Here is a 12,047-nt window from a genome sequence, read left to right as displayed (position 1 = left end):
ACCCCGCCCAGGTGTAAACTGGGCAGGCCCAACAGGGCAGCTTTAACCAACCACTGAAACATTCAACGACAGGGGAGCGCAGCCGTCGGGCATCACTGGCATTTGCCAGGATCCGCAGGTGGGCGCTGAGAGTGCGGACAGCCGCAGACCCTCGAACCTGATCCGGTTAGTACCGGCGCAAGGGAGTCGAGTTCTCGAAGTGCGCGGAAAATGGCGGCAGCAACCGCCACCCGTGTCCACTTTCCCCTCCTGTTACCCAGGAGGACCACCATGAGCACTGCAGCAATCAAGAAGACCACCAGCAGGTCCTGGCGCGTCGTGGACATCGTCGTCGCGGCCCTGATCGCGATTGCCGGCGGCATCATTTTCTGGGCCTGGTCCCAGGGTGCCGCGGCCGTTTCCGCGCCGATGAACGCCGTCTATCCGCCCCTGACCGGCCTCCTGGCCGGCGGCTGGATGATCCCGGCCGTCCTGGGCATGCTGATCATCCGGAAACCAGGTGCCGCGCTTTTCTGCGAAACCATCGCCGCGACGGGTGAGCTGTTTATGGGCTCGCAGTACGGCGCGTCGGTGCTGTTTTCCGGGTTCGTCCAGGGCCTGGGCGCCGAGATCATTTTCGCCATCTTCGTCTACCGGAAGTTCAACCTTCCTGTCTCCCTGCTGGCCGGCGCGGGTGCCGGACTCTTCTGCGGCCTGAACGATTCGTTCGCGCCGTGGGGCTGGAACATTGCCTATTCGGGCGGCGACAAACTCGCCTACATCGTCTTCACCGCCATCTCCGGCGCAGTCATCGCCGGCGCCCTCTCCTGGATCGCCACCCGCGGCCTGGCCAGGACCGGCGTGCTGGCTTCCTTCGCCTCTCGGAAGGCCGCATCGGAGCCTGCCTTCTCCTGATGCCTGCACCTTCCCAGCACGGCAGCCCGGCGGTCCGGCCCGCAGCGGTCAGTGCCCACGGGTGGGGCTGGCGCCATGCCGGCCGTACCAGGCCCGCCGTCCGCGCCCTTGACCTGGATATCCGGCCCGGCGAGCGGGTCCTCCTTTTGGGCCCCTCCGGAGCCGGTAAGTCCACGCTGCTTCACGCCCTCGCAGGGGTGCTGGGGGATGCGGACGACGACGGCGAAGCGGCGGAGTCGGACGAGTCCGGTTCGCTGCTGGTGGACGGCGCCCCGCCCAGGTCCCGGCGCGGGCGCGCCGGCCTGATGCAGCAGGACCCGGAAACGCAGGTGGTCCTTTCCCGGGTGGGCGACGACGTTGCTTTCGGCGCCGAAAACCTTGCGGTGCCCCGCGACGACATCTGGACCCGTGTGCACGAGGCGCTGGCCGACGTCGGGCTTTCCCACCTTTCGCTGGACCACCCGACGTCGGCCATCTCCGGCGGGCAGAAGCAGCGCCTGGCGCTGGCGGGAATCCTTGCCATGCGGCCCGGCCTGATCCTGCTGGATGAGCCAACGGCGAACCTGGACCCGGCCGGGGTGCTGGAGGTCCGCGACGCCGTGGCCAGGTGCCTCGACAAAACGGGGGCCACCCTGGTGGTGGTGGAGCACCGCGTGGGCGTGTGGAAGGACCTGGTGGACCGGATCGTGGTGCTCCAACCGGGATCAGCGTCGGACCCGGCCGTGCTCCTGGACGGGCCGCCGGATACCGTGCTGGAAGGCGCCAGGGAGATGCTGAAAACCGCCGGTGTCTGGGTCCCGGGGTATGCCCCTGCCACGCGCCACCGCACGGCGGGATCCCCGGCCGACGGCGACCTGCTTCTTGCCGCGGACAATCTGGCGGTGTCCCGTGAACGGCCCCGCCGCAGCAGGTTCCGCAAAATTCCGCCGGTTCCCGTCCAGGAAGGAATCGACGCGCAGGTAATTTCCGGGCAGGCGCTGGCCATCACGGGTCCCAACGGCGCCGGAAAATCCACCTTCGCCCTGACGCTGGGCGGATTACTGGCTCCTGTTGCCGGGACCGTCGAGGCCGCTGCCACTCTTGGCCAAGGCGCCGGACCGGATCCCTACCGCTGGAAGGCCGAGCAGTTAATCGAGCGGATCGGCACGGTGTTCCAGGAGCCTGAACACCAGTTCGTCACCGGCCGGGTGCTGGACGAACTGCAGTTCGGTCCCAGGCACCTGGGCCATGGCGCGGAACGGGTGGATGAGCTGCTGGAAAGGCTGCGGCTGACCGGTTTGGTGGACGCGAATCCCTACACGCTCTCAGGTGGCGAAAAACGGCGGCTTTCCGTAGCCACCGTCCTGGCCGCAAGTCCCAGGGTCCTGATCCTGGACGAGCCCACCTTCGGGCAGGACGCCAACACCTGGGCCGAGCTGGCATCGTTCCTCACCGAACTCCTGGACACCGGCACCGCCGTGGTCTCGGTGACGCATGATGCCGAATTCACCGCCGCCCTGGGCGGGGCCGAGCTGCGACTGTCAGCTCCGGAGCGGGTGGCGCCATGAGGCAGGAGCTGAACCTTCCCGGCGGAACCGCCGTGCTGGCCCGCGCCAACCCGCTGAGCAAATTTGCCGCCGTTTTCCTGGTCACGCTGGTTCTGGCGCTGTCCATCGACTGGGTTTCCGCGTCCGTTGCGCTCGCCTGCGAACTGCTGCTGTTCCCCCTGGCGGGGCTCACGCTGACGCTGCTGTGGCAGCGTGGCTGGCCGTTGATCCTGGCGGCGGCCGTCGGCGGCTGGAGTACCTCCATCCTGGCAGCGGACAGCGGAAGGACGCTGATCGACGTCGGGATCTGGACCATGAGCGAGGGTTCGCTGGAAACCGGCGCCGGATTCCTGCTCCGCGGCCTGGCCATCGCCCTTCCCGCTGTGCTGCTGATGAGCTGTACCGATCCCACTGACCTGGCCGACGCGCTGGCCCAGAAGGCCCGGCTGCCGCACCGGTTTGTCCTGGGGACCCTCGCGGCAATGCGGCTGGTGGGGCTGATGGCGGAGGAATGGCAGACCATCGGGATGGCGCGCCGGGCCCGCGGCGTGGGTTCGCGCGGCAGCGTGGGCCAGCGGATCAAGGCCACGCTGGGACAAAGCTTCGGCCTCCTGGTGCAGGCGATCCGGCGGGCCTCCAGGCTCGCCGTGACCATGGAAGCGAGGGGTTTCGGCGGCGGCGAACGGACCTGGGCCCGTGAGTCCACCTTTAGCGCGCTCGATGTGTGGGTGGTTGCCGGTGGTGCCCTGATCTCCGGCCTTGCCGTCACTGCTGCCGTGTCGGCCGGAACGTGGAACATGGTGTGGCTGGGGCAATAGGTCCTTATCCTGTTGGCAAAACCATTGATCTTCCCGAAACACACTGATAGTTTCGGGAAATCGGTTTCTCGACAAAGGTGGATACCCAATGGCGCGTAAAAACATCCGTGGAACCCGGAAGATCATTGCAGTGGCAACAGCCCTAAGCCTTTTGGGCTTCACCGTTGCCTGCTCCAATGATTCGTCCGGCGAATCAGGCTCAGGGCAGCAGGAGATCCGGTTCGCCTGGTGGGGAAACGCCACCCGCGCGGACCTGACCAGCAAGGCCATCGCCGCCTTCGAAGCACAAAACCCCGATATCAAGGTCAAGCCCGAGTACGGCGACATTTCGGGCTACTTCGACAAGCTCGCCACCCAGGTCGCGGCCAATGACGCCCCGGATGTGATCACCATGGGCGGCGCCTACCCCGCCGAGTACGCCAACCGCGGGGCCCTGCTTGACCTGTCCACGGTGGGCGACGCCCTGGACCTGTCCGGCATCGACCAGGGCGCCCTGCAGAACGGGCAGGTGGATGGCAAGCAGTACGGCATCTCCACCGGCGCCAACGCGCTGGCCATCGTGGCCAACCCGGCCGTCTTCGAGGCCGCCGGCGTCCCCATGCCCGACGACGGGACGTGGACCTGGGAGGATTTCGCCCGGATTGCCGCAGGCGTGACCGCCAAAAGCCCCAAGGGCACCTACGGGACTGCCACTGTCCTGACCCACGACTCGCTGGACGCCTTCGCACGGCAGCGCGGCCAATCGCTGTACACCAAGGACGGCGCGCTGGGCCTCGAGGAGGGCACGGTCCGGGACTACTTCGACTACTCCCTGGAACTGAGCCAATCGGGGGCCGCGCCCGGTGCGTCCGAAACGGTGGAAAAGCTCAACGTCAGTACCGAGCAGACCCTGATGGGGACCGGCCAGGCCGCCATGATGCTGACCTGGTCAAACTCGCTGACGGCCCTGAGCAAGGCCTCCGGTGCCCCGCTGGAGCTGCTTAAGCTGCCCGGCGAAATCCCCACCCACGGCATCTGGCTGCAGTCCTCCCAGTTCTACACGGTCTCGGCGCGGAGCAAGCATACGGAGGCGGCGGCCAAGCTGATCGATTTCCTGGTCAACAATGAGGAATCGGCGCGGGTGGTCCAAAGTGACCGTGGTGTGCCCAGCAATGCCGACATGCGTACCGCCATCGGTGACCTGTTGACCCCCCAGGGCAAGGCGGAGGCGGCCTACGTGGACGAGATCGGAAAGCAGGATTTTGCCCCCACCTTCATCGGACCCACCGGCTCCACAGCCGTGGCTGAAATTACGGCACGTATCAACACCGAGGTGCTTTTCGAGCGGCTGACACCCGAAAAGGCGGCAGGCCAGTGGCTGAGCGAGAGCAAGGCTGCCATCGGAAAATAGGTGCCAGCGATTGCCTGGTATCGCACGTAACGGGTATACGGCGCGCCGCTGGGCCCTCGGGTGGCCCAAGCGGCACCCCGTAACTCATTCATGATATATTCGCGGCATGAGCCAGGAGACTACCGAACACGTTGCCGCCATGTTGAGGAACGCCAGGAGCGAGAAGGGCTGGACCCAGGGACAGCTGGCTTCCGAGCTTGGCACCAGCCAAAGCGCAGTGGCCCGGATGGAGCAGGGCAAGCAGAACCTGAGCCTGAAGATGATCCAGCGCCTGGAAACCATCTTCGACCGCAGCATCGTTAACGTTGGTAAACCGCGGATGACGCACCTTCGTGTTGAAGGCGGCCGCACCCTGTCCGGCTCGGTGGACGTCAACAGCAGCAAAAACGCCGGCGTTGCCCTGCTGTGCGCCAGCCTCATCAACCGGGGGACCACCGTCCTCCGCCGGCTTGCCCGGATCGAGGAGGTCAACCGCATCGTTGAGGTGCTCAGCAGCATTGGTGTTGAGTGCACCTGGCTGAACGCCACTGACCTGCGCCTCCGCCGCCCCGCCGTGCTGGACCTGGCTGCAATGGACGTTGACGCCGCCCGCCGGACCCGCAGCGTCATTATGCTGCTGGGGCCGCTCCTGGACGAGACCGCCGAGTACCGGCTGCCCTATGCCGGCGGCTGCGACCTGGGCACGCGGACCGTTGAACCGCACATGCAGGCTCTGCGTCAGTACGGTCTGTCGGTGGAGGCCACGGCAGGCTTCTACAGCGTCCAGGCGCCATCCGCCGATACCCGCGACCGCTCCTTTGTGCTGAGCGAGCGCGGGGACACGGTCACGGAGAACGCGATCATGGCCGCCGCCCACCGCGAAGGCACCACCGTGATCCGCAACGCCAGCCCCAACTACATGGTCCAGGACCTCTGCTTCTACCTGCAGATGCTCGGCGTCAGCATCGAGGGCGTCGGCACCACCACGCTTCGGATCGTAGGCCGGCCGCACATCGATGCCGACATCGAGTACTTCCCCTCCGAGGACCCCATCGAGGCGATGAGCCTTATTACCGCAGGCATCGTGACCAACTCCGAGGTGACGGTCCGCCGGGTTCCCATCGAGTTTATGGAGATCGAGCTTGCCACCCTGGGCCAGATGGGCCAGCAGCTGGAGATTTCCGGCGAATACGTGGCCCGCAACGGACGGACCAGGCTGGTGGACGTAACCACCAAGCCTTCCGCGCTGCGCGCCCCTGAGGACAAGATCCACCCGATGCCGTTCCCCGGCCTGAACATCGACAACCTGCCCTTTTTCGCCGTGATCGCCGCCAACGCCCACGGCCAGACCATGATCCACGACTGGGTCTACGAAAACCGGGCCATCTACCTCACGGAGCTGAACCGGCTGGGCGCCCAGGTGCAGCTCCTGGATCCGCACCGGATCTACGTCAACGGGCCCACCAAGTGGCGCGCAGCAGAGGTCGGCTGCCCGCCCGCCCTGCGCCCGGCCGCGTGCCTGCTGCTGGCCATGCTTGCCGCCCGGGGAGTGTCCGAGCTGCGGAACATCTACGTGATTGAGCGCGGCTACGAGGACCTCGCGGAGCGCTTGAACACCATCGGGGCCAAGGTGGAGTACTTCCAGGACTAGTTCCGGCGGATTCTGCACGATCATCCGCGCCCAGGCCCGGGTGGGCCCCGCCAGTCCGGGCTTCCGGCCCGGCCAGCGGCGGATGATGGTGCAGAATCAGGCAGGACGGCCCCGCCGCAGCACAGCCCGGATGTCCCGGAGCACCACATCGGGGGCGTTCCAGACCTGCTCGGGCGCGAAGCTGAGGGTTGCGTAACCCAGGGCCTGCGCGGCGTTCAGGCGGGCCATGTCCTTGCGCCAGGCGTCCCGCGAGCTGTGGAACTGGTAGCCGTTGACTTCCACGATGAGCCAGCCCCCAAGCATAAAGTCCACCCGCCCCACTCCGGGTACTTGGACCTGTCGGCGGAACTCAAGCCCCGCCGCGTCGAACAACAGCCTGGCACTGATCTCCGGCACGGATTCGGACAAGCCGTCCGCCTTTGCCAGGCGCCGCCGGGCCACACCGTAGTACCTGGCGCCCAGCTGGGCTTCCAGCGCAGCCCGGGACACACCCTGGAAGCGCATTGCGGACTGGGCGATCGCTATCGCATCGACTTCCGGCAGGCAGGTCAGGGCGTGGACCACAATGTCCTCGATGCCGGCGATGGGCAGTTGGTGATGCGGCTCGAAACGCAGCCCGCCGTGCCTGGGGCGATGCGTTCCGCGCCGGTGTTTGGCCGCCAGATGGAGCCGGACCGGCCTGTCCTTGATCCACAGCCCGTACCGGATGGCCCCGGAAGCGCAGGTCAACAACGAATCGCTGACGATTGCCTGCAGGAAAGCGGGATCGGCGTCCGGCAAGGCCCAGACACCCTTGCGCGGCTGGGCTGCTCCGGCTATGGCGAGATTCCGCACCGCGCGCTCCGAGTAGCCTTGGCGGCGGAGCAGGCCAACCCGTGCCACGCCGCCGACGGATTTCAGGTAGTCCAGGGGGTCCATGGAACGAGCCAGCCATCTTTTGGGCCGGTTGGGCACCGCCGTCGTGCCCTATGTGGAGAACGGGCGGCGGGTTCTGCCCACTCAACCGCGACAAACCCGGGCCCCGCCGCCCACTGGCCCGCACGCCGCGCCCGCCCACCGCATTGATTGGGCAGAATCCGCCGCAATCCGGAACCGGTTACCGGCAGGGAAGTGCCGCACAATGTAAGCATGCGAACATTCGGCGTTGAGGAAGAGCTCCTGATCGTTGACCCGGAGTCGGGCGAACCGCTGGCGCTCGCGGATGCGCTCCTCTCCGGCCGGCACCTGGCCGCCGATGATTCGCCGGCCGGCCAGGGCATGGGGCTCAGTGCCGAGCTCAAGCTGGAGCAGATCGAGACCCAGACCCGTCCGTGCGGCGACCATGCCGGGCTGCTCCCCCAGATCAAGGCCGGGCGGCTGCTGGCAGACCAGGCCGCCCGCAGGAACAACGCCCGGGTGGCTGCGCTGGCCACGTCTCCGCTGGCCTCAACCACCCACACCACTCCTGACCCGCGGTACGCGCTGATGCAGGAGCGGTTCGGCCTCACCGCGCAGGAGCAGCTGACCTGCGGCTTCCATGTCCACAGCTTCGTGGCCTCGCCGGAGGAAGGCATCGCCGTCCTGGACCGGATCAGGGACAAACTGGCTGTCCTCACGGCGCTGAGTGCCAATTCGCCCTTCTGGAACGGGATGCCCACCGGGTTCGAAAGCTACCGCACGCAGGCCTGGAACCGCTGGCCGACATCCGGCCCGGCCGGCATTTACGGGACGTACCCTGCCTACCGGCGGGTGGTGACCCGGCTGCTGGACAGCGGTGTGATGCTGGATGAAGGCATGCTGTATTTTGATGCCAGGCTGTCCCGGAACCACCCCACGGTTGAGGTGCGGGTGGCGGACGTCTGCCTCCGCGCAGAGGATGCTGCGCTGATTGCGGTGCTGGTGCGGGCCCTGGTGGAAACGGCCAGCAGGGAGTGGCGGGACGGCATTGACCCTGTCCCGGTGCCCACGGTGCTGCTCCGGATGGCGGCCTGGCAGGCCAGCAGCAGCGGGCTGCGCGGGGAACTCCTCGATTTTGGGACCTTCCGCCCTGCTCCCGCCGTCACGGTGGTGCGGTCCCTGGTGGACTACCTGGCACCGGTCCTGCAGGAACAGGGCGAACTGGCCCTGGCCCGGCAGGGTACGGAGGACATCATTGCGCGCGGCACCGGCTCGGCTGAGCAGCGCCGGGTGCAGGAAGCAGCGGCCGACGACGGCGGGCTGGGGGCCGTGGTCATCCATGCCGTGGGCGTCACGATGCACGGCACTTCAGGGCTGGCTGACGTGGCGGGGACGCCGGAACTGCTCCGCGTACGCCAGTCCTGAAGCACCTGTCAGAGACCCGCCGCCAGGCGCAGGCCGAGCGTGAGCATCACCAGGGCGATGAGGCCGTCGAGGAAGCGCCACGACGATGGCCGGGCAAAGAATGGACGCAGGACGCGGGCGCCGAAGCCCAAGGCGCTGAACCAGGCTCCGCTGGCGGCGATCGCCCCCGCACCGAACCACCAGCGCAGGTCCTGCTCCTGCTGGTTGGCCACCGACCCGAGCAGCAGCACCGTGTCCAGGTAGACGTGCGGGTTGAGCCAGGTCAGGGCCAGCACTGTGGACAGGGCGGCACCGGCGCTGAGTGCCTTCCGGGAACCTGACGCCGTCAGCACCCCTGGCCGGATGGCGCGCCGGGCAGCCAGCACGCCGTAGGTGACCAGGAACGCGGCCCCGGCATAACGGGCCACGTCCACCACCACCGGGCTGGTTCGGATCAGGACACCGAGGCCCGCGATGCCCCCGGCAATCAGCAGCGCGTCGGAGACGCTGCAGACGATGACAACGGCGGCCACGTGCTCGCCCCGGATGCCTTGCCGGAGCACAAAGGCATTCTGGCTGCCGATGGCTACAATCAGCGCCAGCCCGGTGCCGAAACCAAGCGTCGCCGCACCAAACCCAACAAGTATGTCCATAAAACCAAAGCTACGGTCGGGCCCGACATTACTCCAGCTAAAGATGTTTAGGACTATTAAGCTGAGCTAATGAAGATGTTCCAGCTCGACCAGTTGAAGACCTTTGCCGCAGTGCTGGATGAGGGGACGCTGGAGGCTGCCGCCCGCACCCTGCACGTCACGCCGTCTGCGGTGTCGCAGCGGCTCAAGGCGATGGAGGACGCAGCCGGCCAGATCCTGCTGCAGCGAACCAACCCGGCCCGCCCCACCACGGCGGGCGAGGCCGTGCTGCGCTACGCCCGCCAGCTCCGGCAACTGGAAGGGGACGCGCAACGCGAACTCGGTGGCGCCGCCGGTAGCCCCAGCACGCCCATCCCGCTGGTGGTGAATGCCGATTCGCTTGCCACCTGGTTCATGGCGGCGCTGGCAAGCCTCCCCCCGGAGCCGGGTGTCACCTTTGAGCTGCGCCGCGAGGACGAGCAGCATTCCACGCAATTCCTCCGGACGGGAGCGGTGATCGCCGCCGTCACAGCGAACCCGGAACCGGTTCAAGGCTGCAGCGTCGAGCCACTCGGGGCGCTGAGATACCGTGCCGTAGCCAGTCCCGGGTACGTCCGGCACTGGTTGCCCGGCGGGCCGGAGCTCGTTGCGGGCAGCACCGCCCCGGTGGTGGACTTCGACCGGAAGGACGACCTTCAGGGTGGGTTCTTCCGCAGGATGACCGGGACGGCCCTCGGTGCCCCGCGGCACTACGTCCCGTCATCGGCAGAGTTTGCCCAGGCCATCCGGCTGGGGATGGGCTGGGGGCTGCTGCCCGAAGCGGAATGCCTGCCCTTGCTTGGCAGCGGCGAGCTGGTGGAACTCGCGCCCGGGCACCCGGTGGACGTGGCCCTCTACTGGCAGCGCTGGAAAATTGACTCGCCGGCGCTGAACCAGCTCACGGCGGCCGTCCGGGCGACGGCTGCCCACGAGCTCCGGCAGCCCGCCCCGGGACCGGGTTCCGTCAGATCTGCTTGAGCGCTTGCTCCAGGTCGCCGATCAGGTCATCGGCGTCCTCGAGCCCCACGGACAGCCGCACCACACCGTCGCCCAGCCCGATCGCTGCGCGGCCTTCCGGCCCCATGGCCCGGTGCGTGGTGGTGGCAGGATGGGTGATGAGGGACTTTGAGTCACCCAGGTTGTTTGAGATATCGATGATGCGCAGGCCGTCCAGCAGGGCAAAGGCGGCGTCCTTGGCCGACCGCCCGGGAGCCGAAGCCAGGTCCAGCGTAAGGACGGTGCCGCCTGCCTTCATCTGCTTCGCGGCAAGCCCGTACTGGGGGTGCGATTTAAGCAGCGGGTATTTCACCCAGCTGACCGCCGGCTGCTGCTCCAGCCACTCGGCCAACCGCAGGGCCGTGGCCGACGAGTGGTTGACCCGCAGTGCCATCGTCTCCAGTCCCTTGTTGAGGACCCAGGCATTAAACGGGGAAAGCGAAGGCCCGGTGTGGCGCATGAGCTGCTTCACGGGACCGTCAATGAACTCCCTGGTGCCCAGGATCGCCCCGCCCAGGACGCGGCCCTGGCCGTCGATGTGCTTGGTGCCGGAGTAGACAATAACGTCGGCGCCGAACTGGCCGCACCGCTGGAGCAGGGGAGTGGCAAATACATTGTCGACGACGACTGTTGCGCCGGCGGCGTGGGCCAGGTCGCTGACGGCGGCGATGTCCACAATCTCCTGCATGGGGTTGGATGGCGACTCGAAAAACACGGCAGTGGTGGGCTGGGACAGGGCTTCGCGCCACTGGTCCAGGTCCGGCCCGTCAACAAACACCGTTTCCACGCCCCACCGCGGCAGGATCTCGTTCAGGATCACAAAGCAGGAACCGAACAGCGACCGGGCGGCAACCACGCGGTCGCCGGCAGCGAGGAGGGCGCCCAGGGCGGTAAAGACCGCTGACATTCCGGAGGCCGTGGCGAAGCACGCTTCGGTGCCCTCCAGCAGCCGCAGCCGCTCCTGGAAAGTGGCTACCGAGGGGTTGCCGTAGCGGGAGTAGACAAAACGCTGGTCCTCGCCGGTGAACGCCCGCTCGGCGGCGGCAGCGGATTCATAGACAAACCCTGAGTTCAGGAACAGCGCCTCGCTGGTCTCCTGGAAGTTGGTGCGGTCCAGGCCACCGCGGACCGCCTGCGTATCGGCGTTCCAACCGGCAGCGTCGTCATTAAAAGCCATTTAGTTGGTTCCCAGGTTGGTAGGCAGGCCGCGGTTCTTCCAGCCGTTGACGGTCCGTTCGCCATACCGGTCAGGCTCGCCCTCGAAGCCCTCCAGCACGTTGTATGAGGTGAAACCGGCCTGCGTCGCAGCGGTGGCAGCCGCGATGGAGCGCTGCCCGGAACGGCACAGGAACAGCAGTTCCGCGGCTGAATCCTCCGGAGCCTGCTGGCTGAGGTCGCTGATGAAGGCGGGGTTCGGGACGCCGCCGGGGAAGGTCCACTGAATAAACAGGGGATCGTTGTCCGTGGCCTTGGTGTCAGGAATGCCGATATGGGCCCATTCAGCTTCGGTCCGGACGTCCACCAGGATGGCGCCCTGCTCCAGCTTGGCCCATGCCTCCTGCGGGGTCAGGTCTCCGGCGTAGCTCATGCGTGCCCCTCGCCGTCGAATTCGAGGCTGTCCACTGCGGTTGCCGCGGCGGCGTCGGCCGTGGCGATGGCGGCCGGCAGGACAACTGCCTGGGCCACAATCACACCTCCGCCGTTGTACGTGGCGGCGGGGCTTCCGTGCAGCACGTAGCCCTCCGCCAGTGCGGCCGAGATCCGCTCGCAGAACTCGCGGTTGTCCGGGCCGCTGATGAGGCGGTAGGACAGTCTCTCTTCAGGGGCAGGTGCGTCGGACAC

General features: G+C 67.2%; 12 protein-coding genes and 1 riboswitch. Of the genes, 7 read left to right on the top strand and 5 right to left on the bottom strand.

Annotated elements, in window-relative coordinates; translation table 11 throughout:
* Positions 1-60: 60 nt before the first annotated feature.
* Positions 61-202: riboswitch (TPP riboswitch) on the top strand.
* Positions 203-270: 68 nt separating this feature from the next.
* The 5 genes from QRN07_RS05495 to QRN07_RS05475 all read left to right on the top strand — a co-directional run bounded on the left by QRN07_RS05495 (position 271) and on the right by QRN07_RS05475 (position 6,258).
* On the top strand, positions 271-894 hold the full coding sequence (locus QRN07_RS05495) for an ECF transporter S component (RefSeq protein ID WP_050686280.1): 624 nt from the start codon (positions 271-273) through the stop codon (positions 892-894).
* Positions 894-2,441, top strand: coding sequence for an ABC transporter ATP-binding protein (locus tag QRN07_RS05490; protein WP_285240561.1), 1,548 nt, complete (start codon positions 894-896; stop codon positions 2,439-2,441). The genes QRN07_RS05495 and QRN07_RS05490 overlap by 1 nt, the downstream gene beginning before the upstream one ends.
* Complete coding sequence (locus QRN07_RS05485) at positions 2,438-3,238, top strand: energy-coupling factor transporter transmembrane component T family protein (RefSeq protein WP_285240560.1); 801 nt, start codon at positions 2,438-2,440, stop codon at positions 3,236-3,238. The genes QRN07_RS05490 and QRN07_RS05485 overlap by 4 nt, the downstream gene beginning before the upstream one ends.
* Positions 3,239-3,326: 88 nt before the next feature.
* The gene (locus QRN07_RS05480) at positions 3,327-4,628 is read left to right on the top strand and encodes an ABC transporter substrate-binding protein (RefSeq protein WP_056595699.1); all 1,302 of its coding nucleotides are present in this window, start codon (positions 3,327-3,329) and stop codon (positions 4,626-4,628) included.
* A gap of 106 nt (positions 4,629-4,734) precedes the next feature.
* Positions 4,735-6,258: a UDP-N-acetylglucosamine 1-carboxyvinyltransferase gene (locus tag QRN07_RS05475; protein ID WP_050686286.1), complete on the top strand. Its 1,524-nt coding sequence runs from the start codon at positions 4,735-4,737 to the stop codon at positions 6,256-6,258.
* 96 nt (positions 6,259-6,354) lie between these two features.
* On the opposite strand, the gene QRN07_RS05470 is transcribed toward QRN07_RS05475, so the two are convergent.
* A complete protein-coding gene (locus tag QRN07_RS05470; protein WP_285240559.1) occupies positions 6,355-7,176 on the bottom strand; it encodes an endonuclease domain-containing protein in 822 nt (273 codons plus the stop codon).
* Between the two features lie 210 nt (positions 7,177-7,386).
* Between QRN07_RS05470 and QRN07_RS05465 the strand changes: the two genes are divergently transcribed.
* Entirely contained in the window at positions 7,387-8,559 is a 1,173-nt protein-coding gene (locus QRN07_RS05465) for a glutamate--cysteine ligase 2 (RefSeq protein ID WP_285240558.1), read from the top strand.
* 8 nt (positions 8,560-8,567) lie between these two features.
* Here the strand turns inward: QRN07_RS05465 and QRN07_RS05460 are convergent, their stop codons facing one another.
* Positions 8,568-9,191: a LysE/ArgO family amino acid transporter gene (locus tag QRN07_RS05460; RefSeq protein ID WP_285240557.1), complete on the bottom strand. Its 624-nt coding sequence runs from the start codon at positions 9,189-9,191 to the stop codon at positions 8,568-8,570.
* 69 nt (positions 9,192-9,260) lie between these two features.
* On the opposite strand from QRN07_RS05460, the gene QRN07_RS05455 reads away from it, so the two are divergent.
* Positions 9,261-10,187 carry a LysR family transcriptional regulator ArgP gene (locus QRN07_RS05455; protein WP_285240556.1) on the top strand — a complete coding sequence of 309 codons (927 nt, stop codon included), beginning with the start codon at positions 9,261-9,263 and terminating at the stop codon, positions 10,185-10,187.
* Here the strand turns inward: QRN07_RS05455 and QRN07_RS05450 are convergent.
* From QRN07_RS05450 to QRN07_RS05440, 3 genes are read right to left on the bottom strand one after another with little or no spacing between them, the layout of a single operon-like run.
* Complete coding sequence (locus QRN07_RS05450; protein WP_050686293.1) at positions 10,174-11,382, bottom strand: O-succinylhomoserine sulfhydrylase; 1,209 nt, start codon at positions 11,380-11,382, stop codon at positions 10,174-10,176. The genes QRN07_RS05455 and QRN07_RS05450 overlap by 14 nt on opposite strands.
* Positions 11,383-11,793 (bottom strand): rhodanese-like domain-containing protein, encoded by a 411-nt coding sequence (locus QRN07_RS05445; protein ID WP_050686294.1) that lies wholly within the window; start codon positions 11,791-11,793, stop codon positions 11,383-11,385.
* Positions 11,790-12,047, bottom strand: a complete 258-nt coding sequence (locus QRN07_RS05440; RefSeq protein ID WP_285240555.1) for a DUF1737 domain-containing protein — start codon at positions 12,045-12,047, stop codon at positions 11,790-11,792. The genes QRN07_RS05445 and QRN07_RS05440 overlap by 4 nt, the downstream gene beginning before the upstream one ends.

The sequence above is a fragment of the Pseudarthrobacter sp. MEB009 genome, assembly GCF_030208875.1.
GTDB lineage: Bacteria > Actinomycetota > Actinomycetes > Actinomycetales > Micrococcaceae > Arthrobacter.
This window is presented reverse-complemented; position numbering and strand designations above follow the sequence as displayed.